General features: G+C 72.1%; 16 protein-coding genes, 3 tRNA genes and 1 pseudogene. 12 read left to right on the top strand and 8 right to left on the bottom strand.

Translation table 11 applies throughout. The features are described 5' to 3' along the window. The 5 genes and pseudogenes from ADK64_RS27570 to ADK64_RS27590 all read left to right on the top strand — a co-directional run. Nucleotides 1-836: pseudogene (locus ADK64_RS27570) on the top strand (DNA polymerase III subunit gamma and tau); the annotation flags it as partial. A gap of 837 nt (nt 837-1,673) precedes the next feature. Then, a complete protein-coding gene (purD, locus tag ADK64_RS27575) occupies nt 1,674-2,951 on the top strand; it encodes a phosphoribosylamine--glycine ligase (RefSeq protein ID WP_053663144.1) in 1,278 nt (425 codons plus the stop codon). Between the two features lie 299 nt (nt 2,952-3,250). Beyond that, nucleotides 3,251-5,032, top strand: a complete 1,782-nt coding sequence (locus ADK64_RS27580) for a hypothetical protein (protein ID WP_053663146.1) — start codon at nt 3,251-3,253, stop codon at nt 5,030-5,032. 199 nt (nt 5,033-5,231) lie between these two features. Beyond that, the gene (locus tag ADK64_RS27585; RefSeq protein WP_053663148.1) at nt 5,232-6,734 is read left to right on the top strand and encodes a N,N-dimethylformamidase beta subunit family domain-containing protein; all 1,503 of its coding nucleotides are present in this window, start codon (nt 5,232-5,234) and stop codon (nt 6,732-6,734) included. Between the two features lie 92 nt (nt 6,735-6,826). Then, nucleotides 6,827-7,726, top strand: a complete 900-nt coding sequence (locus ADK64_RS27590; RefSeq protein WP_053663150.1) for a phosphoribosylaminoimidazolesuccinocarboxamide synthase — start codon at nt 6,827-6,829, stop codon at nt 7,724-7,726. A 35-nt stretch (nt 7,727-7,761) separates the two neighbouring features. Here the strand turns inward: ADK64_RS27590 and ADK64_RS27595 are convergent. From ADK64_RS27595 to ADK64_RS27630, 8 genes are all read right to left on the bottom strand, one after another. Next, a tRNA-Gly gene (locus ADK64_RS27595) sits at nt 7,762-7,837 on the bottom strand. 23 nt (nt 7,838-7,860) lie between these two features. Further along, complete coding sequence (locus ADK64_RS27600; protein ID WP_053663152.1) at nt 7,861-8,475, bottom strand: response regulator transcription factor; 615 nt, start codon at nt 8,473-8,475, stop codon at nt 7,861-7,863. After that, a complete protein-coding gene (locus ADK64_RS27605) occupies nt 8,472-9,704 on the bottom strand; it encodes a sensor histidine kinase (protein ID WP_078992863.1) in 1,233 nt (410 codons plus the stop codon). Before ADK64_RS27605 ends, ADK64_RS27600 begins: the two co-directional genes overlap by 4 nt. A gap of 46 nt (nt 9,705-9,750) precedes the next feature. Further along, nucleotides 9,751-10,581, bottom strand: coding sequence for an ABC transporter permease (locus tag ADK64_RS27610; RefSeq protein ID WP_078992864.1), 831 nt, complete (start codon nt 10,579-10,581; stop codon nt 9,751-9,753). Beyond that, nucleotides 10,578-11,522: an ABC transporter ATP-binding protein gene (locus ADK64_RS27615; protein ID WP_053663156.1), complete on the bottom strand. Its 945-nt coding sequence runs from the start codon at nt 11,520-11,522 to the stop codon at nt 10,578-10,580. The genes ADK64_RS27610 and ADK64_RS27615 overlap by 4 nt, the downstream gene beginning before the upstream one ends. Nucleotides 11,523-11,647: 125 nt before the next feature. After that, a tRNA-Gly gene (locus ADK64_RS27620) sits at nt 11,648-11,720 on the bottom strand. Between the two features lie 79 nt (nt 11,721-11,799). Continuing rightward, a tRNA-Gly gene (locus ADK64_RS27625) sits at nt 11,800-11,871 on the bottom strand. 166 nt (nt 11,872-12,037) lie between these two features. Continuing rightward, nucleotides 12,038-12,355: a histone-like nucleoid-structuring protein Lsr2 gene (locus ADK64_RS27630; protein WP_053663158.1), complete on the bottom strand. Its 318-nt coding sequence runs from the start codon at nt 12,353-12,355 to the stop codon at nt 12,038-12,040. Between the two features lie 310 nt (nt 12,356-12,665). Here ADK64_RS27630 and purS point away from each other — a divergent pair, with 310 nt between their 5' ends. The 7 genes from purS (at nt 12,666) to purF (ending at nt 19,209) form a co-directional block, all read left to right on the top strand. Beyond that, nucleotides 12,666-12,938: a phosphoribosylformylglycinamidine synthase subunit PurS gene (purS, locus tag ADK64_RS27635; protein ID WP_053663160.1), complete on the top strand. Its 273-nt coding sequence runs from the start codon at nt 12,666-12,668 to the stop codon at nt 12,936-12,938. Next, nucleotides 12,935-13,615, top strand: a complete 681-nt coding sequence (purQ, locus tag ADK64_RS27640; RefSeq protein ID WP_053663162.1) for a phosphoribosylformylglycinamidine synthase subunit PurQ — start codon at nt 12,935-12,937, stop codon at nt 13,613-13,615. The genes purS and purQ overlap by 4 nt, the downstream gene beginning before the upstream one ends. Continuing rightward, on the top strand, nt 13,612-15,870 hold the full coding sequence (gene purL, locus ADK64_RS27645) for a phosphoribosylformylglycinamidine synthase subunit PurL (protein ID WP_053663164.1): 2,259 nt from the start codon (nt 13,612-13,614) through the stop codon (nt 15,868-15,870). The genes purQ and purL overlap by 4 nt, the downstream gene beginning before the upstream one ends. 82 nt (nt 15,871-15,952) lie before the next feature. Continuing rightward, nucleotides 15,953-16,141 carry a hypothetical protein gene (locus ADK64_RS27650; RefSeq protein WP_053663166.1) on the top strand — a complete coding sequence of 63 codons (189 nt, stop codon included), beginning with the start codon at nt 15,953-15,955 and terminating at the stop codon, nt 16,139-16,141. A gap of 9 nt (nt 16,142-16,150) precedes the next feature. After that, nucleotides 16,151-16,948, top strand: coding sequence for a maleylpyruvate isomerase family mycothiol-dependent enzyme (locus ADK64_RS27655; RefSeq protein ID WP_053663168.1), 798 nt, complete (start codon nt 16,151-16,153; stop codon nt 16,946-16,948). 56 nt (nt 16,949-17,004) lie between these two features. After that, nucleotides 17,005-17,466 carry an META domain-containing protein gene (locus ADK64_RS27660; protein ID WP_234384717.1) on the top strand — a complete coding sequence of 154 codons (462 nt, stop codon included), beginning with the start codon at nt 17,005-17,007 and terminating at the stop codon, nt 17,464-17,466. Between the two features lie 213 nt (nt 17,467-17,679). Beyond that, nucleotides 17,680-19,209 (top strand): amidophosphoribosyltransferase, encoded by a 1,530-nt coding sequence (gene purF, locus ADK64_RS27665; protein WP_053663172.1) that lies wholly within the window; start codon nt 17,680-17,682, stop codon nt 19,207-19,209. Nucleotides 19,210-19,217 lie beyond the last annotated feature (8 nt).

Genomic DNA, 19,217 nt, shown 5'->3' on the forward strand with positions numbered 1-19,217 from the left:
CGCCGGCGCAGCCCCCGGCCGCCCTTGCCGGTCCCGGCCCCGCCGCCCCCGGTGCCTGGCCCACGGCCGCTTCCGCGGGCGGCGGCCGGCGCCCCGGTGGCTGGCCCACGGCCGCGGCCCCGGCGGGCGGACAGCAGGGCCAGGCCCCAGGCCAGGGCCCGGGCCGCGGGCCCGCTCAGCCGCAGCCCCCGACAGGCCCGGCCCCCACGCCGTCCGCAGCACCCGCAGCACCCGCGGCCACGCCCCCGGCGGCGCCGGCCCCGGTGGCCTCCACCGGCGGCCTCGACCCCCGGGTGCTCTGGCCGAACATCCTGGAAGCCGTCAAGAACCGCCGCCGTTTCACCTGGATCCTGCTCAGCCAGAACGCCCAGGTGGTCGGCTTCGACGGCACGACCCTCCAGCTCGGCTTCGTCAACGCCGGTGCGCGGGACAACTTCTCTGGCAGCGGCAGCGAGGACGTACTGCGACAGGCGCTGGCCGAGCAGTTCAGCGTGCAGTGGAAGATCGAGGCGGTCATCGACCCGTCCGGCGGCTCCGCGCCCCCCGCGCCGGGCGGCTTCGGCGGCGCTCCCGCCGGCGGCGGTGGCTACGGCGCCCCGGCCGCACCCCGCCCCGCGGCTCCCCAGCCGGCCCCGCGGACGACCGCGCCCGCACCGGCAGCCCCGGCCGCGCCGACCCCGCAGCCCACGTCCGCCCCCGAGCCGCCGCCCGTCTCTCCCGAGGACGACATCCCCGAGGACGACGACCCCGATCTGGACGAGTCGGCGCTCTCCGGCCACGAACTGATCGTGCGGGAGCTGGGCGCGACAGTGGTGGAGGAAGTCTCGAACGAGTAGAGGGCCCTGAACCCCTCGGCTCCGGGCTTCTCCGACCCCGGGCCAGTCCGGGCCACCGGTTCTGTTCTGGACCACCGGTCTGTTCCGGGCCACCGGTCTCCCGGTTCCTGCCTGTTCCGGCTTCCGGCGTCCTCGCCCCGCCTCTTCCGGCCCTCTGCCTCGTCCGGATTCCGGGTCTCCGGGGCTCCGGGTTTCGCGGCTTCCGGGTCTCCGGTCCGGGCTTTCGGGTTTCCCGATCTCGGGGGCTCCGGGTTTCGCGGCTTCCGGGTCTCCGGTCCGGGCCTCCCGGTTTCCCAGTCTCCGGGTCTCCCGGCCTCCGAGACTCCCGGTTTCCGGTACGGGCCTCCCTGCCTCCAGGTCCCCTGCCATCCCGGTCTCTTCGCCCCGCCTCTTCCAGCTCCCGCCTCTCCGGCCCGGCCGCGCGCTCCGGCTTCTGGTCTCCAGGGCTGTGGCTTGTGCGGCTCCGGCCTCCAGGGCTGCGGCTTGTGCGGCTCCGGCCTCCACGGCTGCCGTCTCTCCGGCCCCGGCCTCCAGGGCTCCCGTCTCTCCGGCTCCGGCCTCCAGGGCTGCGGCTTGTGCGGCTCCGGCCTCCACGGCTGCCGTCTCTCCGGCCCCGGCCTCCAGGGCTCCCGTCTCTCCGGCCCCGGCCTCCAGGGCTGCGGCTTGTGCGGCTCCGGCCTCCACGGCTGCCGTCTCTCCGGCCCCGGCCCCCACGGCTGCCGCCTCTCCGCCCCTGCCACTTCAGGCGCCCGCTCCTGCCGTCCCCCACCCCCTTGGAGGAAACTCCAGCAAACCCGCCCCCGAACCTTCGGCAACCTTGCCAGTAGGCTGACCCCCGTGAAGGTCCTCGTCATCGGTAGCGGCGCCCGCGAACACGCCCTGTGCCGCTCCCTGTCCCTCGACCCCGACGTCACCGCGCTGCACTGCGCCCCCGGCAACGCCGGCATCGCGGAGGTTGCCGAGTTGCACCCCGTCGACGCGCTGGACGGAGCGGCGGTGGCCGAGCTGGCCGCGGGCCTCGGCGCCGAGCTGGTCGTCGTCGGCCCGGAGGCCCCGCTGGTCGCCGGTGTGGCCGATGCCGTACGCGCGGCGGGCATCCCGGTGTTCGGCCCGTCCGGCGAGGCCGCGCAGCTGGAGGGGTCCAAGGCCTTCGCGAAGGACATCATGGCGGCGGCCGGGGTGCCGACCGCCCGTTCCTACGTCTGCACGACGGCCGAAGAGGTCGCCGAGGCCCTCGACGCCTTCGGTGCCCCCTACGTCGTCAAGGACGACGGCCTCGCCGCCGGCAAGGGCGTCGTCGTCACCGAAGACCTCGACGAGGCCAAGGCGCACGCCGCCGGCTGCGACCGGGTCGTCATCGAGGAGTTCCTCGACGGCCCCGAGGTGTCCCTCTTCGCCATCACCGACGGCGAGAGCGTCGTACCGCTCCAGCCCGCCCAGGACTTCAAGCGCGCCCTGGACGGCGACGAGGGTCCGAACACCGGCGGCATGGGCGCGTACTCGCCGCTGCCGTGGGCCGATCCGAAGCTGGTCGAGGAGGTGCTGGAGACGGTCCTGCGGCCGACCGTGAACGAACTGCGCCGTCGCGGCACGCCGTTCTCCGGTCTGCTCTACGCCGGTCTGGCGATCACGGGCCGCGGGGTCCGGGTCATCGAGTTCAACGCCCGTTTCGGCGACCCCGAGACCCAGGTCGTGCTGGCCCGGCTGAAGACCCCGCTGGCCGGTGTCCTGCTCGCCGCCGCGAACGGCACGCTCGCCGATCTGGCGCCGCTGCGCTGGAGCGAGGACGCCGCCGTCACCGTCGTGGTCGCCTCCCACAACTACCCGGGCGCGCCCCGCACCGGCGACCCGATCACCGGCCTGGCCGAGGTGGCCGCCGAGGACGCGCCGCACGCCTACGTGCTGCACGCCGGGACGAAGCAGGACGGCGGCGCCGTCGTCAGCGCGGGCGGGCGCGTCCTGTCCGTCACGGCCACCGGGACGGACCTGACCGAGGCGCGCGAGCGGGCGTACCGGGCGGTGGACCGGATCCGGCTGGACGGCTCCCAGCACCGCACCGACATCGCTGCGAAGGCCGCACGGGAGGCCCAGGCAGCCCAGGCGGCCCGCGCCTGACCTGCGCCGCCTCCGGCCCGGTCGTCGGTCCCGTCGACGGCCCCGCTGCCACCCAGGCCCCGGATCCGAGATCCGGGGCCTGATCTTTGCTGTCTGTCACCCACCTCTGACCAAAGCCATTCCATCGAGTGAGCAATCGCCCATACGGCTGACGGGGGCCGGGGCCCCAACTAGGGTGCCGCGCAAGCGTTCCGGCACTTGGCCCACCGGCATTGCGATGTCAGTGGCGGGTGCCACAGTGGGGGAGTGAGCACCACCAGGCAAGCACGGCAACGGCAGCGAGGGGGTGAGGGCGGCACGTGAGCGGAATCGGTGTGGAGGCGTGCGTACAGGCCGCGCGATCCCGGGCCCTCGCCGTCCTGCGGGTCCGGGGCCGGGCGCTGGCCGCGGCCCTGCTGCCCGCGGGCGCCGCGGTGATCCTGCTGACCGGCGGCTCCACCGGCCACCTCGTCGGCCCGGGCTGGGACGCCGCCCGCTGGGCCGTGGGCGTGCTCGCCGTGCTGGTGCTGCTGGCCGCCGCCGGCATCGCCCTGGTCGTGGCCCGGGCCCGCCCCGCCACGACCCCCACGGTCCCGATCCCGGAGGAGTCCGCCCCGGACCTGTACCGGATGGTGCGCGACCTCGCCGAGCGGCTGGACGTGCCGGCCCCGTCGGCCGTGGCGCTCACCCCGGACTGCGACAGCTGGCTGGAGGACCGTACGCACGCGGCCCACGGCCCGCCCGCCCGCTCGGCGCCCGACGAGATAGCGGGCCCGAACGCCCACCGTCGTACGCCGGTCGCGCCGGTCCTGGTGATCGGCTCCCCGTTCCTGTGGTGGATGCGGGTGGGCGAACTGCGCGCGGTCCTCGCCCCGGTCGTCGCCGGTACGGGTCCTTCGGCCCACCCCGACATAGCTGCTGCCCGCCGTTTCGTGCGCGGGCTGGACGCGGCGCTCGCGGTCGCCTCGGCGCCCGGCCGCCGCCCGCCGGTCCGCGCGGTGTGCGCGGGGCTCGGCTGGGCGGCAGGGCTGATGCTGCGCGGCTGCCGGGAGCACGCGACGCAGATGGAGAGAGGGGTCGCCGCGGCAGCGGCCGAGCGCGCCCAGGCGGTCGACTACGGCCTCAGGATCGTCGCCCAGGAGCAGGTGGGCCTCGCCTACGCAGGCTGGGACCGGCTGCTGACCCGGGTCGCGCTGCCCGCCTGGCGCATGGGCCGCTGGCCCTCCCGGCTGGACGCGGGCGTGGTCGCGGCGCTCACCGAGCTGTCCCGGCGCGACCGGCTGGCCGAGGGTTTCGCCTCCCGGCTCGGCGAGCGTCCCGCCTGCGATCTGCTGGAGGAGCCCGGCGCGGTGGACGAGGCCACCTCGCTGCTCGCCGCCCGCCTCTTCCACGGCGGCCCCGCCGAGCCCGGCCCCGACTGGGCCCCGGTGGACTGGCAGGCGTATCCGGAGGAGGTCGTGGACCGCACCTGGCGCGCCGAGGCGGCCCGGCTGCACCGCGTGCTGGACTCCCTGGGCGTCCTGCCCACCCTCGATCCCACGGCCCCCGATCCCGGCGGTCCCACCCTGGCCCGGGTCCTGGACCATCTCACCGAGCCCGCCACCGCCCTGCCGCACCAGGCCCCCTTCACCGCCGAAGACCCCCGGGCCAGATCTCGCGAAGACGCCGAAGACCCTTACGGGGACGAGGACGGCGATCGCGGCACCGAGCGCAGCGCCGCCCTCGCCGCCGGCCTGAGCGCCGAGCTGGCCCGCGAGGAGGCCTGCGTGCCGAGGGGTGCGACGGCGGCGGGCCACGGTCCCGACAGCGCCCTGTGGGACGACGACGCGCTGCCCCTCGTCCCGCTGCAGCCCCCGCGCACCGGCCGCGATCTGCTCGCCGACCACGTGACGGCGATGGTGTGCTGTGCGGCCGTCGACACCGCCGGCGCGGTCCCGGCCCTGGACTGGCTGGACGGCCCCTCCCTGCTGCTGGACGGCGAGCGGGCCGCCGATCTCGCGCCCAAGGTGCTCAGCCTGATCGAGGAGGGGGACCCGGGCCCGCTGCGCGACTGGCTGACCGCGACCGGAATACGCCCAGAGAAGCCCGTACGACTGGTGTAAACGGGAGTCCTGTCTTCCACTTCAGGTCAATTCGCAACGACTAGTGACCGAGCCCGTGCGTTATGTGATGTGCTGGTGAGCGACCACGCACCTGGCAAAGGCGCGCGACATACGACAGTACGACCGAGCACAGTGCGCACGACGAGCACAGCGAGCACCACCGAGACAGGACACGGGGGCCTGAGGGAGGGGAGCGATCATGGCCTCGGACCACATCCGCCGCTGGGAGTCCGGAGCACTCGCGCACGCCGTCACGGACCCCTTCGGCCAGGGCCCGGTGCCCTGGCTGCGCGGCAGTGAGACCTATTTCGACGACACCGGGCACGTCGTGCCCTGGTACGTCGACGGATGCGTCGACTCCACCCAGCACACCACCACGGCCGCGCGCGTCCCCGCGCCGCGCAGCTCCACCGGCGGGCCCCGCTCGGCCGACGACGTGCACCGCCAGATCAAGGGCTTCACCTCCACCGGCGCGGTCGCGCCCGGCGAGGCGATCGACTTCCGCATCACGGTCGACCCGCCCCAGGAGTTCAGCGTCGACATCTACCGCATCGGCCACTACGGCGGTGACGGCGCCTCCAAGATCACCACCAGCCCGCGGCTGTCCGGCATCGTCCAGCCCGGGCCGCTGACCGCCGACCGCACGGTCTCCTGCCACCACTGGTGGCTCTCCTGGCGCCTTCAGGTGCCTCCCCACTGGAACATCGGCGCCTATGTGGCCGTCCTCACCACCGCCGACGGCTACCGCTCCCACGTGCCGTTCACCGTTCGCGACGACCACCCCGCCGACCTGCTCCTGCTGCTGCCGGACATCACCTGGCAGGCGTACAACCTCTACCCGGAGGACGGCCGCACCGGCGCCAGCCTCTACCACGCCTGGGACGAGAAGGGCCGGCTGCTCGGCGAGGCCGACGCGGCGACCACGGTCTCCTTCGACCGCCCGTACGCGGGCGCGGGCCTGCCCCTGCACGTCGGCCACGCCTACGACTTCATCCGCTGGGCCGAGCGCTACGGCTACGACCTCGCCTACGCCGACGCCCGCGACCTGCACGCCGGCCGTATCGACCCCACCCGCTACCGGGGCCTGGTCTTCCCGGGCCACGACGAGTACTGGTCGGTGCCGATGCGCCGGGCCGTCGAGGACGCCCGCGACCGGGGCACCTCGCTGGTCTTCCTGTCCGCCAACACCATGTACTGGCAGGTCGATCTGGGCGCCTCCCCGTCCGGCGACCCGGACCGGCTGCTGACCTGCCGCAAACGCAAGGGCCCCGGAAAGCCGGTGCTGTGGCGGGAGGTCGACCGGCCCGAGCAGCAACTGGTCGGCATCCAGTACGCGGGCCGGGTGCCCGAGCCGCACCCGCTGATCGTCCGCAACGCCGGCCACTGGCTGTGGGAGGCCACCGGCGCGCACGAGGGCGACGAGATCGACGGCCTGGTCGCCGGCGAGGCCGACCGCTACTTCCCGCGCACTCCGCTGCCCGAGCACGAAGAGCGCATCCTGCTCGCCCACTCCCCCTACACCGACAACGACGGCGTCCTGCGCCACCAGGAGACCTCCCTCTACCGCGCCCCCTCCGGCGCCTGGGTCTTCGCCTCCGGCACCTTCGCCTGGTCCCCGGCCCTGGACCGCCCCGGCCATATGGACCCCCGTGTCCAGCGGGCCACCGCGAACCTGCTGGACCGCATCTGCAAGCGCGACTGAATCCGCGCACTCGACCGACGACCCCCCCGGCCGCACTGGACCAGCCCATACGGGAGAATCGAGGCACTTGGACAGAACCACGGGGAGGAACCGTGTCCGGATTCGTAGAAAAGCCCGAGCCCATCCAGGTTCCGGGCCTGGTGCACCTCCACACCGGCAAGGTGCGCGAGCTGTACCAGAACGAGGCGGGCGACCTCGTGATGGTCGCCAGCGACCGCATGTCCGCGTACGACTGGGTGCTGCCCACGGAGATCCCCGACAAGGGCCGGGTCCTCACCCAGCTCTCCCTGTGGTGGTTCGACCAGCTGCGCGACCTGGCCCCGAACCACGTCATCAGCGCCGAGCTGCCCGAGGGCGCCCCGGCCGACTGGGCGGGCCGCACGCTGGTCTGCAAGCAGCTGAGGATGGTCCCGGTCGAGTGCGTGGCCCGCGGCTACCTCACCGGCTCGGGCCTGCTCGAGTACAACGAGTCCCGTACGGTGTGCGGCCTCGCCCTGCCCGAAGGCCTCGTCGACGGCTCGGAACTGCCCGCCCCGATCTTCACCCCGGCCACCAAGGCCGAGGTCGGCGAGCACGACGAGAACGTCTCCTACGAGGAGGTCGCCCGCCAGGTCGGTGCCGAGACCGCCGCCCAGCTGCGGCAGGCCACCCTCGCCGTGTACGGCCGGGCCCGGGACATCGCCAGGGACCGGGGGATCGTCCTCGCCGACACCAAGTTCGAGTTCGGCTTCGACGGCGACACGCTCGTCCTCGCCGACGAGGTCCTCACCCCGGACTCCTCCCGCTTCTGGCCGGCCGGATCCTGGCAGCCGGGCCGCGCGCAGCCCTCGTACGACAAGCAGTTCGTGCGCAACTGGCTGACCTCGGCGGAGTCGGGCTGGGACCGGAAGAGCGAGCAGCCCCCGCCGCCGCTGCCGGACGAGGTCGTCCAGAAGACCCGGCAGAAGTACGTGGAGGCGTACGAGCGCCTCACCGGCCTCGGCTGGGCGTAACGCGAAAGGCCCCCGGAGAACCGGGGGCCTTTTCATGGAGCGGACGACGAGGCTCGAACTCGCGACCTCAACCTTGGCAAGGTTGCGCTCTACCAACTGAGCTACGTCCGCACTGCGCCGTGGCGCGAGAGCAACTATACCCAACCTCGCTCCCGTGCGAGACGCACCGCCGCATGACGGTTCTCCGCACCGAGTTTCGTGACGGCCGAGGAGAGGTAGTTCCGCACGGTTCCCGGGGACAGCGCGGCCCGCTCGGCGATCTCCGTGACCGGCGCGCCGTCGGCCGCCAGCTCCAGCACCTCGGCCTCCCGCGGGGTCAGCGGCGAGTCCCCGGCGGAGATCGCGTCGGCGGCCAACTCCGGGTCGACGTAACGGTTCCCGGCGTGCACGGTCCGGATGATCTCGGCGAGCCGCCGGGCGCTGACGGTCTTCGGGACGAACCCGCGCACACCGGCCGCGAGCGCTCGTTTCAGATGGCCGGGGCGCCCGTGCCCGGTGACGATCAGCACCTGGCAGCCGGGCAGTTCGGTGCGCAGGGATGTGGCGACCTTCACACCGTCGGCGCCCGGCATCTGAAGATCGAGGACGGCCACGTCGGGTGTGTGGGCACGGGCCATGGCCAGCGCCTCGGGTCCGGTCGCGGCCTCGGCGACGACCAGCAGATCGTCCTCCAGCGACAGCAGCGCGGCCAGGGCGCCCCGGATCAGATGCTCGTCGTCGGCGAGCAACAGCCGTACCGGACTGCTCACAACGTGACTCCGCTCACTTCTTTCGTCTCCTGTGTCAGCGGCACTTCGGCCGTCAGCCGGAACCGGTCCGCGCCGACGCGCCCGGCCTGAAGCGTCCCGCCCACGACGGCCAGCCGCTCCCGCAGCCCGGCGAGGCCGGACCCCCCACCCCCGTCGGGGGTTCCGGCCACTCCGTCGTTCTCCACCGTCAGCACCACGCGCCCCTCCAGCACCTGAAGGCGCAAGGAACAGTGGCCCGGATCGCCGTGCCGCAGCACGTTGGTGGTGGCCTCGCGGACCACCCAGCCGAGCACGGACTGCACCTCGGCGGGCAGCCCCGCGGTCTGGGCGCCGACCTCGCAGTCGATCCCCGCGGCCGTCAACACGCCCTGCGCGCCGGCCAGTTCGACCCCGAGGTCGGCCTCGCGGTAGCCGCGTACGACGGCCCGCACCTCGCGCTGGGACTCCTGCGCGATGCGCTGCACCTCGACCATCTGCCCCACCGCCTCCGGCCGTCCGCGCCGGGCCAGTTGGACGGCCAGCTCGCTCTTGAGGGAGATGACGGAGAGGTTGCGCCCGAGGACGTCGTGCAGATCGCGCCCGAACCGCAGCCGCTCCTCGGCGACGGCGAGCCGGGCCCGGGTCTCGCGGGCCTCGTCCAGCTCGTACACGGAGTCGAGCAGCCAGACGGAGAAGAGGCAGGTGACGGCGAGGAATCCGGCGCACAGGAACACCAAGAACGCTCCGACCAGTGCGACGGGCCAGGGTACGCCCAGGGGCAGCGGGGCCAGGCCCGCGCCGGCGGCGAAGCCGGTGATGATCGCGAGCATGCGCCGTCGGCTGCGTACCCCGAGCGTCAGCATGCCCCCGCCCCAGGACATCAGACCGCCCGCGACTGTGCCCACGGAGGCCCCGGTGCCCCTGCCGACGGCGCCGTACCGGTGCACCGCGAGGACGGCCACCGTCAGGAGGACCGTGAAGGCGGCGAGCACCCACAGGGCCCGCACCGGCCGGGCACGCCGGCCTCGCGTCCAGTCCAGGGCCAGGGAGGAGGTCGCCGTGGTCACCACCGCGTGCACGGCGACGGCGGTGACCAGCCAGCCAGCGAGCCAGGACGGCACGTGCCCGACCGCGGGCAGTCCCACCCCGACGATCTCCACGACGGCGAAGAAGTAGAACGACCAGCGGGTGTACGTCTCCACCTGCTCCGGTCGGCTCTTGGCCCGCCACCAGCCGCGCGGCCCGCTCATCCCCGCATCCCCCGCATCCCCCGTCATCCCCGTCACAGTCGGTACGTCACCGCCGCGGTTCCCAGCGGAACCACCGCCGTCCAGCAAACACCGCCAGGATCGCCCAGGCCAGCGCGGTCCCCAGGGCGCCGAGGGCCTCGTACCCGCTCAACTGGCCGGTCCATCCCCCGCGGACCAGCCGGATCGCCGGAGTCAGCGGCAGCAGTCCGCAGACGGAGGCGAGCCGCTCGGGCATGACCTCGGGCGGGAAGGTGATCCCGGAGCCGATCATCGTCACGAACATGATCGGCAGTGCGGTGACCTGCCCGCTCTCCACGGTCCGGGTCCAGGCCGCGGTGAGTGCGGCGAGCCCGGCGCTGGTCACGAGCCCGGCGACCAGCCCCGGCAGCAGCAGATAGGGCGCCTTGGGCGCGCCCGTGTGCAGCAGCGCGGCGCAGGCGACGGACAGCACCACCGCCTGGGCGAGTCCGATGCCAACCGCGGGCAGCGCGGTGCCGGTGAGGATCTCGGCGTCGGAGAGTTCGCCGGTGCGCAGCCGCTTGAGGACGAGTTCCTCGCGGCGGGCGACGTAGGCGTTGACCAGCGAGCTGTAGACGGCGAAGAGGAAGGAGAAGCCGATCGCGGCCACCAGCAGGGTCGTGCCGATGCTCAGCCCGTGCTTCTTCAGATCGATCTGGTCGAGCGCCGGGCGCATGCTGAACGGCAGCAGCAGCGGCACGGCAAGCGCGGTGAACACGACTCCCCGGTTACGGCAGAGCAGGGCCAGCTCGGCCCGCCCCAGCGCCCGCAACCGGCGCCAGGCCGGCGCCCAGGCGCCCCCGGACCCGCTCAGGCGAACCGCCCTCGTCTCCCCGTGAGATGTCCCGGCCCCGCTCATGCCGCCGTCTCCCGTGCCTGTTCGCGCGCGATCCCGAGGAACGCCTCCTCCAGCGAGGCGGAACGCACATCCAGGGCGCGCAGTTCGACCCCGGCCCGCTCGGCCCAGGTCAGCACGCCGGTCGCGGTCCGCTGCGGCTGCGTCGTGCGCAGCAGTACGCCGCTGCCCTCGCTCTCGTGCCCGCAGACGCCGAGTTCGGCCAGCGGCGGCAGATCGCCGAGGAAGTAGCCGTCGGGCAGTTCGAAGGACATCCGGGACGGCCGGCCGGCGGTGACCTGGGCCGGGGTGCCGCAGAGCGCGATCCGGCCCTCGTGCAGGATCGCGAGCCGGTCGGCGAGGCCCTCGGCCTCCTCCAGATAGTGCGTGGTGAGCAGCACGGTGGTGCCCGCGTCGCGTAGCGCGCGCACCAACTCCCAGGTGTCCTGGCGGCCTTCCGCGTCGAGCCCGGTCGTCGGCTCGTCGAGGAAGAGCACCTCGGGGTCGCCGAGCAGGGCGAGCGCCAGGTCGAGCCGGCGCCGCTCACCGCCGGACAGCTGCTTGACCCGCACCGCGTGCTTGCCGGCGAGCCCCACCAGCTCCAGCACGTCCGCCTCCGGCCGCGCCCCGCTCGTGCACCCGGCCCACATGCGGGCGGTCTCGGCGACGGTCAGTTCGGCAGGGAATCCGCCCTCCTGGAGCATCACACCGGTGCGCGGCCGTACGGCGGCCCGCTCGCGGTAGGGGTCGTGGCCCAGGATCCGGATGCGGCCCGCGGCCGGTGCGGCGAGCCCCTCCAGCAGTTCGACCGTGGAGGTCTTGCCCGCGCCGTTGGTCCCCAGCAGGGCGAAGATCTCCCCGCGCGTCACGGAGAAGGAGATTCCGCGTACGGCCTCGAACCCGCCCCCGTAGACACGCTTGAGATCGGTGACCTCAATGACGTGTTCGTGTTCGTCGTAGTCCATGGCACCAGAGTCCCGGCGGCCGGAGCGGTTCGGCAGTGCGCGGTGTCATCACCCGGCATGACAAATGTCAGAGAGTCAGGGATACGAAAAGACCCCGGTCCAGAAGGACCGGGGTCTTATTCCCGAGCGGACGACGAGGCTCGAACTCGCGACCTCAACCTTGGCAAGGTTGCGCTCTACCAACTGAGCTACGTCCGCACTGCCTCCGACCGGCTCCCACCGATCGGTGCGAGCACCAGCCTACCTGATCCACAAGAGTGGTCGTGACCGGTGCCAGAGCGGGTGACAGGAATCGCACACTGCGCCTTCCCCCTGGAAGGAGGATGTTCTACTACTGAACTACACCCGCATGGTCCTCGGGGTTTCGGCCTTTCGGCCTCGCCCCTCGGCGTGTCCCAGACATTAGCTGATCGAGTGGGGGGTTGCGCAAGTCGGTCCCCCTGCGCGGCCCGTACAGCCAAGTGCACGGCCCTCAGGGTCCGCTGACGGACCCTGAGGGCTGCCCCTTCGCGGGCTCACTGCGCGGCGCTGAAGGCCTCGTAGACCTTCTTGGGGATGCGTCCGCGGGCCGGAACGTCCATCTTGTTGGCCTGGGCCCAGGCGCGGACGGCCGCCGGGTCGGGGGCGACCTCCGTCTGCTTGTACGCCTTGCCGGACCGCGACCGCTTGCGGCCGGCCTCGACGTAGGGCGCGAGCGCCTTGCGCAGTTTCTTGGCGTTGGATGTGTTCAGGTCGATCTCGTACGACTTGCCGTCGAGTCCGAAGGCGATCGTTTCCGCCGCTTCCGAGCCGTCGATGTCGTCAAAGAGAGTGACCACGACCTTTTGCGCCACGAATATCGGTCCCTTCGTGCGGCACGTCGATACAGCTCAACGCCGATGACATGCCGAGTATCGGCTATTGCCAATTCATTTGTACAGTGCCCGGCAATGCAAAGTGAAGCCCGACTAAATCCGTCTGCGTGTCCCAGTGCAATAGACGGACGGGGCGGACTGTGGAACTTTCCCAGAACTTTTCGCGACGGCACGGCTTCGACACCCGATCGTGATGCGCCTCACGTACTTTCCTCCAACTCTACTCGCGTAGAAATTTTGTACGGGTAGTCTGAAGGAACCTGCTCAGCACCACACACCGGGAGTGCCAGTGGCACGCGTCGTAGTCGACGTCATGCTCAAGCCGGAGATCCTCGACCCCCAGGGCCAGGCGGTCCAGCGTGCGCTGCCGCGCCTGGGTTTCGACGGGATCTCGGATGTACGTCAGGGAAAGCGTTTCGAACTGGAAGTTGACGGGCCTGTCGACGAGGCCGCGCTCGCCCGCATCCACGATCTTGCGGAATCCTTCCTCGCCAACACCGTGATCGAGGACTTCACCGTCAAGGTGGAAGAGGGCGCGGAAGTCGCGGAGGCGGCCAAGTGACCGCTCGTATTGGCGTCGTCACTTTCCCCGGGAGCCTGGACGACCGGGACACCCGGCGCGCGATCCGCCTCGCGGGCGCCGAACCGGTCGCCCTGTGGCACAAGGACAAGGACCTCCACCAGGTCGACGCCGTGGTGCTGCCCGGCGGTTTCTCCTACGGCGACTATCTGCGGGCGGGTGCCATCTCCCGCTTCTCGCCGGTGATGGGGACGATCATCGAGCAGGCGAAGTCCGGCCTGCCGGTCCTCGGTATCTGCAACGGCTTCCAGGTGCTCACCGAGGCCCATCTCCTCCCGGGCGCGATGCTCGGCAACGACCACCTCCACTTCATCTGCCGCGACCAGAAGCTGCGGGTGGAGAACGCGGAGACGGCCTGGACCGGTGATTACCGCGCCGGCCAGGAGATCCACATCCCGCTGAAGAACATGGACGGCCGGTACGTCGCCGACGACTACACGCTCGACAAGCTGGAGGCGGAGGGGCGGGTCGTCTTCCGTTACGTCGACTTCAACCCCAACGGCTCGCTGCGGGACATCGCCGGCATCACCAACGAGGCGGGCAACGTGGTCGGCCTCATGCCGCACCCCGAGCACGCCGTCGAGCCGCTGATCGGCACGGGCCGCACCGACGGCCTCCCCTTCTTCACCTCGATCCTCAAGAAGCTGGTCAACGCATGAGCCGGACGCCTCTGGACACGGTCGAGCACGCGGCCGCGACCCCCGACGTCGAGCTGCCCTGGGCCGAACTCGGCCTGAAGAAGGACGAGTACGAGCGTGTGGTGGAGATCCTCGGCCGCCGCCCGACCGGCGCCGAACTCGCCATGTACTCGGTCATGTGGTCCGAGCACTGCTCGTACAAGTCCTCCAAGGTCCATCTGCGCCAGTTCGGCGAGAAGGCGCCCGAGAGCGACGCCCTGCTCGTCGGCATCGGCGAGAACGCGGGCGTCGTGGACGTCGGCCAGGGCTACGCGGTCACCTTCAAGGTCGAGTCGCACAACCACCCGTCGTACGTGGAGCCCTATCAGGGTGCGGCGACCGGTGTCGGCGGCATCGTCCGCGACATCATCGCGATGGGCGCGCGCCCGGTCGCGGTGGTCGACCCGCTGCGCTTCGGCGCGGCCGACCACCCCGACACCAAGCGCGTCCTGCCGGGCGTCGTCGCGGGCATCGGCGGCTACGGCAACTGCCTGGGCCTGCCCAACATCGGCGGCGAAGTCGTCTTCGACTCCTGCTACCAGGGAAACCCGCTGGTCAACGCCGGTGCCATCGGCGTGATGCGGCACGAGGACATCCACCTCGCCAAGGCCTCCGGCGCGGGCAACAAGGTCATCCTCTACGGCGCCCGGACCGGCGGCGACGGCATCGGCGGCGCCTCGATCCTGGCGAGCGAGACCTTCGACGACGCCAAGCCGTCGAAGCGCCCCGCGGTCCAGGTCGGTGACCCCTTCCAGGAGAAGCTCCTCATCGAGTGCACCCTGGAGGCCTTCCGGGAGAAGCTGGTCGTCGGCATCCAGGACCTCGGCGCGGCGGGTCTGTCCTGCGCGACCAGCGAGCTGGCGTCGAACGGCTCCGGCGGTATGCGCGTCACCCTGGACGACGTACCGCTGCGCGACTCGACCCTGTCTCCTGAGGAGATCCTCATGAGCGAGTCGCAGGAGCGCATGTGCGCGGTCGTGGAGCCGGCGAAGGTCGACCGCTTCCTGGAGATCTGCGAGAAGTGGGACGTCATCGCCACGGTCATCGGCGAGGTGACGGACGGCGACCGGCTTGAGATCTTCTGGCACGGCGGCAAGATCGTGGACGTCGACCCCCGCACGGTCGCGCACGACGGCCCGGTCTACGAGCGCCCGTACGCCCGCCCGGACTGGCAGGACGCCCTCCAGTCGGACGACGCGAACAAGCTGCCCCGGCCGTCTTCGAGCGAGGAGCTCCGAGCCCAGGTCCTGAAGCTGGTCGGCTCCCCGAACCAGGCGTCCAAGAAGTGGATCACCCAGCAGTACGACCACTTCGTGCAGGGCAACACTGTGCTGGCCCAGCCGGAGGACTCCGGCATGATCCGCGTGGACGAGGAGACCGGCCTCGGGGTCGCGATCGCGACCGACGGCAACGGCCGTTACGCCAAGCTCGACCCGTACACGGGCGCGCAGCTGGCGCTGGCCGAGGCCTACCGGAACGTGGCGACGACGGGCGCGAAGCCGCTGGCCGTCTCGGACTGCCTGAACTTCGGCTCGCCCGAGGACCCGGCGGTGATGTGGCAGTTCGCGGAGGCCGTGCGCGGGCTGGCGGACGCCTGCCAGCAGCTCGGCACGCCCGTGACCGGCGGCAACGTGTCCTTGTACAACCAGACGGGCGAGGCGGCCATCCACCCCACCCCGGTGGTCGCGGTCCTCGGCGTGATCGACGACGTCGCCCGCCGCACCCCGGTCGCCTTCCAGGAGGAGGGCCAGCTGATCTACCTCCTCGGCGACACCCGCGAGGAGTTCGGCGGCTCGGCCTGGTCCCAGGTGGTCCACGACCACCTCGGCGGCCTGCCTCCGAAGGTCGACCTGGAACGTGAGCGCCTGCTGGCCGAGATCCTGATCTCCGCCTCCCGCGACGGCATGATCGACTCCGCGCACGACCTGTCCGACGGCGGTCTGGTCCAGGCCGTGGTCGAGTCCGCCCTGCTGGGCGGCAAGGGCGCGCGTCTGGTCGTCCCCGACGGCCTGGACGCCTTCACCTTCCTCCTCTCCGAGTCGGCCGGCCGCGCGATCGTCGCCGTGCCGCGCTCGGAGGAGGTCCGCTTCAACGACATGTGCGGCGCGCGGGGCCTGCCGGTGGCCCGCATCGGTGTCGTGGACGGTGAAGCGGTCGAGATCCAGGGCGAGTTCGCGCTGACCCTGGAGGAACTGCGCACGGCACACGAGGAGACGATCCCCGCGCTGCTGGCGTAGTCCCTCGAACGACGGTGCAGGCCCCGCCCGGTGATCGGCTTCCGGGCGGGGCCCGCTGCCGGGCCGGGTCGGTTCGGCGGACGTGGTTCTTGAGGATCTGCGTGTCGGGTTCGATGCCGACCGGGGCGACGTCCACGCCCTCCCGGCGACCGGCAACGCCCCCTCGTACGGCATCTGCACAACCCTCGGTTTCCGGCTCGCCGGCGACCGGGACGTGGACTTCGCCGGCCGGGTCGTCCACGGCGACCACTGGGTCTTTCCCACCCCATAGGCTCACCCCATGTCTCCGGCCAAGAAGCGTGCCCGCAGCTACGACCCCGCCAAGACCCGCGCCGCCGTCCTCGCCCAGCTCGGCAACGCGAGGGAGGCCGTCGGGGGCCTCAGCGCCGAGCAACTCGCCCTGCCCACGCGGCTCGGCGCCTGGACCGTACGCGATCTGGTCGCGCACATCGGCATGGCCGTCACCGCCGTCCCCCGCTCCCTCGACCGGCCGGCCCCGCCCCGGCAGAGCGTGACCGTCGAGCAGTGGCCCTTCGCCACCGCCGCCAACGCCTCCGCGATCGACGAGTTCACCCGGGGCCTCACCGACCGGCACCCCGACCTCGACGCCTACCTCGCCGACGTCGACGCGTCCCTGCGCACACTGCTCGACGCACACCCCGGCAGCCGGCTGCTGGAGACCAACGCGGGCGCGCTGCCCCTGGACGACTACCTCGTCACCCGGGCCGTCGAACTCGTCGTCCACACCGACGACCTCAACGCCGCCGTCCCCGGCCTGGACGTGCCGTACGACCGCCGGGCCCTGGCCGCCGCCACCCGGCTGCTCGCCGACGCCCTCGCCGTGAAGGCGCCCGGCGGCTCCACCGAGGTGCGGGTGCCGCCGTACGCCGTCGTGCAGTGCGTGGAAGGCCCCCGGCACACCCGCGGCACCCCGCCGAACGTCGTGGAGACCGACCCCCTGACCTGGATCCGGCTCGCCACCGGCCGCGTCGGCTGGAAGGACGCCCTGGCGGAGGCCAAGGTGAGCGCCAGCGGGGAGCGGGCGGACATCGGGGCACTGCTGCCGCTGATGTCGTAGCGGAACCGGCAGGACCGGTCCGGCGTCGAATCGCTATGAACCGGTACAAGCAACGCATGATCCTCGCACCCGCGGCCGCCGTGCTCGTCGCGGTCTCGGTGGCGTGCGGCACCGGGAAGGCGGACAGTGGTCCGGTGAATTCCCCACAGCCGGTGGCGGGCAGTCCCCAGCAGCCGGTGACCGGCATCGACTGGCGGGTCGACGGCCTCACCGTCGGCGGTACGACCCGGCACGCGCCCGCCGTCGCCCGGCTGCGCATCGACGCGGACGGCAAGGCAGCCGGCAACCTCGGCTGCAACCAGTTCAGCGCCCGGGCCACCGTGCACGGCGACCGGGTCACCTTCGGTGACCTGCGCACGACCCGGATGGCCTGCGCGCCGGAGCGCATGGACTTCGAGCGCGCCCTCGCCCGCGCACTGACCACCGGCACGCTCGTCGCCAGGACCGACCACGGCACGCTGACGCTCACCGACGGCGACGGCGACCGCGTGCACCTCAGCCGGCAGAGCCCCGGTTGACGTCCCGCACGGTGTGCGACACCTCACTCGCGCAGCGGGCAAACCCACCCGTGGGCGACGCCCCGCGACCCTGCGCCGACCGCCCCGGAACCCGCGCTACCGCGCTGACCAGGGCAAACGAAGAAACCGACAAGGTGATCCGTACGGCCTGATCCGTTACGGTCGCGTATCCCCAATTCGGACCAGTGGTCGACCTCGCCTACACTCGGTGGCGTGCCACGTGGTGACGGTCGACTCAATCACGATCTGCTTCCCGGCGAGAAGGGCCCCCAGGACGCTTGCGGCGTCTTCGGCGTCTGGGCTCCGGGCGAAGAGGTCGCAAAGCTCACGTACTTCGGGCTCTACGCCCTCCAGCACCGGGGTCAGGAATCCGCGGGAATCGCGGTCAGCAACGGCTCCCAGATCCTCGTCTTCAAGGACATGGGCCTGGTCTCCCAGGTCTTCGACGAAACCTCGCTCGGTTCGCTCCAGGGTCATATCGCGGTCGGACACGCCCGCTACTCGACCACCGGCGCCTCCGTGTGGGAGAACGCCCAGCCGACGTTCCGTGCCACCGCGCACGGCTCCATCGCGCTCGGCCACAACGGCAACCTGGTCAACACGGCGCAGCTCGCCGAGATGGTCGCCGCCCTCCCGAACGACAACAACAGCCGCTCCACCCGGGTCGCGGCCACCAACGACACCGACCTGCTGACGGCCCTGCTGGCCGCCCAGGTCGACGAGGACGGCAAGCCGCTGACCATCGAGGAGGCCGCCCACGCGGTGCTCCCGAAGGTGCGGGGCGCCTTCTCCCTCGTCTTCATGGACGAGCACACCCTCTACGCCGCCCGCGACCCGCAGGGCATCCGTCCGCTGGTCCTCGGCCGCCTCGAGCGCGGCTGGGTGGTCGCCTCCGAGTCCGCCGCCCTCGACATCTGCGGCGCGAGCTTCGTGCGCGAGATCGAGCCGGGCGAGTTCATCGCGGTCGACGAGAACGGCCTGCGCAGCTCGCGATTCGCAGACGCGAAGCCCAAGGGCTGTGTCTTCGAGTACGTGTACCTGGCCCGCCCGGACACCGACATCGCCGGCCGGAACGTGTACCTCTCCCGCGTGGAGATGGGCCGCCGGCTCGCCAAGGAGGCGCCGGTCGAGGCCGACCTGGTGATAGCGACGCCCGAGTCCGGCACCCCGGCCGCCATCGGCTACGCGGAGGCCTCCGGCATCCCCTTCGGCGCGGGTCTCGTCAAGAACGCCTATGTCGGCCGCACCTTCATCCAGCCCTCGCAGACCATCCGCCAGCTGGGCATCCGCCTGAAGCTGAACCCGCTGAAGGAAGTCATCAAGGGCCAGCGCCTGGTCGTCGTGGACGACTCGATCGTGCGCGGCAACACCCAGCGGGCCCTGGTCCGCATGCTCCGCGAGGCGGGCGCGGCGGAGGTCCACATCCGGATCTCCTCTCCCCCCGTGAAGTGGCCCTGCTTCTTCGGCATCGACTTCGCCACGCGCGCGGAGCTGATCGCCAACGGGATGACCATCGAGGAGATCGGCACCAGCCTCGGCGCCGACTCCCTGGCGTACATCTCCATCGACGGCATGATCGAGGCGACCACCATCGCCAAGCCGAACCTGTGCCGCGCCTGCTTCGACGGCGAGTATCCGATGGAGCTGCCGGACCCGGAGCTGCTCGGCAAGCAGCTGCTGGAGACCGAGCTGGCGGCCGGCCCCGCCGCCACGGCCGCGGCCGACGCGATCCGTCGCCCGTAAGCCCCGTC

This window comes from Streptomyces sp. MMG1121, from assembly GCF_001280015.1.
Lineage (GTDB): Bacteria > Actinomycetota > Actinomycetes > Streptomycetales > Streptomycetaceae > Streptomyces.